The sequence below is a fragment of the Acinetobacter sp. RF14B genome (assembly GCF_006864105.1).
Lineage (GTDB): Bacteria > Pseudomonadota > Gammaproteobacteria > Pseudomonadales > Moraxellaceae > Acinetobacter > Acinetobacter lwoffii_C.
Genome location: NZ_SMTB01000227.1, coordinates 1 through 554 on the forward strand (window position 1 = coordinate 1; position 554 = coordinate 554).

The 554-nt window shown below is 25.6% G+C and carries 1 protein-coding gene; it reads left to right on the forward strand.

Going from position 1 to position 554, the window contains the following annotated elements; translation table 11 throughout:
• Positions 1-21: 21 nt before the first annotated feature.
• A partial coding sequence (locus E2K52_RS14645; RefSeq protein WP_151205709.1) for a LysM peptidoglycan-binding domain-containing protein occupies positions 22-554 on the forward strand: 533 nt, incomplete at its 3' end.

Below are 554 nucleotides of genomic sequence, written 5' to 3' on the forward strand. Positions count from 1 at the left end.
ATAATTATAAAGGTACTCTCTGTGAATTATTATATTGTAAAAAAAGGAGATACATTATGGGGTATCTCAAGAAAATTTAATATTACTGTAAAAAAAATAGCTGAACTTAATGAGTTAAATAGTTCTGCTATTCATAAAATAAAAATAGGTCAAAAAATATATATTAGTAAAACAGATAAGATTAATGCTGAAGTAGTTTTAAGAATTATATTATTAGATTTGTCCTTTAAGTTAATCCCAAAAGGTATTGTAAAATTAGAATATGATGGTAAGTCAAATGACATAGTTTTCAAAGATGGTGTGATCTATGATTTAGAAATTTTAGATCATTCAAAGGGACTAAAAGTTTATTATAAAAATATTAAAGGTACCTTTGATTTAATAGCTAATTATAAAAGTTTACCTATAGGGAAAAAAGTTTTAAGGTTGACTTCAAGGCAAATGAAGGTTTCAGGTACTCACTATCCTAAATCAGGTATAGTCCAGCAGAAAGTTGATGAAATTAAAAAATCATTAAAAAATTTAGCAGAGCCAATTATAAGGGGAGGAGATGA